The sequence below is a fragment of the Pseudokineococcus marinus genome, assembly GCF_013004605.1.
GTDB classification, from domain to species: domain Bacteria; phylum Actinomycetota; class Actinomycetes; order Actinomycetales; family Quadrisphaeraceae; genus Pseudokineococcus; species Pseudokineococcus marinus.
This window is the reverse complement of record NZ_JABEMA010000456.1, coordinates 1-1754: the sequence shown is the minus strand read 5'-3', so window position 1 is coordinate 1754 and position 1754 is coordinate 1. Positions and strand designations below refer to the sequence as shown.

At 78.3% G+C, this 1754-nt stretch carries 2 protein-coding genes; one reads left to right on the top strand and one right to left on the bottom strand.

Features of this window, described 5'->3' with window-relative positions:
* Positions 1–7 precede the first annotated feature (7 nt).
* A complete protein-coding gene (locus HLB09_RS16555) occupies positions 8–1105 on the top strand; it encodes a PQQ-dependent sugar dehydrogenase (RefSeq protein ID WP_322790236.1) in 1098 nt (365 codons plus the stop codon).
* A gap of 174 nt (positions 1106–1279) precedes the next feature.
* Here the strand turns inward: HLB09_RS16555 and HLB09_RS16550 are convergent.
* A partial coding sequence (locus HLB09_RS16550; RefSeq protein ID WP_281359493.1) for an ATP-dependent helicase C-terminal domain-containing protein occupies positions 1280–1754 on the bottom strand: 475 nt, incomplete at its 5' end.

The window sequence follows — 1754 nt, the reverse complement described above, 5'->3', positions numbered from 1 at the left end:
GGGCGAGGTGCCGGCGTCGACGGCGAGCCCCTCGCCGACGAGCCCGGTCCCGACCACCTCTGCGGCACCGGCGCCCGCCGCGCCGACGACCGCGGCGCCGAGCGCGACCGGGACGCCCACGGGACCCGCCGAGGTCGTCGCCGAGGGCCTGCCGCTCCCCTGGTCGGTCGTGGCCCTGCCGGACGGCTCGTCCCTGCTGAGCCTGCGCGACGAGGCGCGCGTGGTCCGCCTGACCGCGGCGGGGGACGTCGTCGAGGTCCCGACCACGAGCCCCGACGGGACCTTCGGCGGCGCGCTGCCGCGCGGCGAGGGCGGCCTGCTGGGGCTCGCGCTGTCGCCGTCCTTCGGCGAGGACGGGCTCGTGTACGCCTACGTCACGCGGGAGGGCGACAACGCCGTCGTGCGCGCCGTCCTGTCCGACGACGGTCTCGGCGAGCCCGAGACGGTCCTCGAGGGCATCCCGCGCGCGCAGGTCCACAACGGCGGCCGCCTCGCCTTCGGGCCCGACGGCCTGCTCTACGTGACGACGGGCGACGCGCGGCAGCCGGAGCTCGCCCAGGACCCGGCGTCGCTCGCCGGCAAGGTCCTGCGCGTCACGCCGGACGGCGAGCCGGCCCCGGGCAACCCCACGGAGGGCTCGCCGGTGTGGACCCTCGGCCACCGCAACGTCCAGGGGCTGGGCTGGGACGCGCAGGACCGGCTGTACGCCAGCGAGTTCGGCCAGGACACCTGGGACGAGCTGAACCTCCTCGAGCCCGGCCGCAACTACGGCTGGCCGGAGGTCGAGGGCCCCGGCGGGCAGGACGCCGCCGACGCCGGCTTCACCGACCCCCTCGTCTGGTGGCGCCCGTCGGAGGCCTCCCCCAGCGGCCTGGCGGTGACCGACGACGCCGTGTGGGTCAGCGCCCTGCGCGGGCAGCGGCTCTGGCGGGTGCCGGTCGCGACGTCGCCGGAGGGCGGCCCGGTCGGGCAGCCCGAGCCGTACCTCGTCGGCGAGCACGGGCGCCTGCGCGACGTCGCCGTGGCCCCCGGCGGCGGCGCGCTGCGGGTGCTGACGAACGACGGCGACGGCGAGGACCAGCTGCTGCGGCTGCCGCTCGGCTGAGCCACCACCCCTCTCGCGAAGGTGACGCCTCCTCCACCCCGGAGCCCCTCCCACGCGAAGGTGACGCCTCCTTCACCCCGAGAGGCCCTCCACTCGCGAAGGTGACGCCTCCTCCACCCCCAGGAACCCTCCCCGCGCGAAGATGACGCCTCCTTCACCGCCGGAGGCCCGGGCTCACCGGGCGAGCGGGTCCTCGGGCCAGGCGTGCTTGGGGTAGCGCCCGCGCATCTCGGCGCGGACCTGCGCGTAGGGGCCGCGCCAGAAGGACGCGAGGTCGCCCGTCACCGCGAGGGGACGGCCCGCCGGGGAGAGCAGGTGGACGACGACGGCGGTGCGCCCGTCCGCCACGCGGGGCGCGTCCTGCCAGCCGAGGACGTCCTGCAGCCGGACGGCGAGGACGGGCGCGAGCGGGTCGGCGTAGTCCAGGCGCGCCGTGCGTCCGGACGGCAGAGTCAGCCGCTCGGGCGCCAGCTCGTCGAGGCGGCTCGCCTGCGGCCACGGCAGGAGACGCCGCAGGGCGGTCGCGACGTCGGTGCGCGCGAGGTCGGAGCGGCGCCGCGCCGCGGCGAGCTCCGGCGCCAGCCACCCCGCGGCGCCCGCGACGAGCGCCTCGGGCGAGACGTCGGGCCACGGCTCCCCGAGGGCCGCC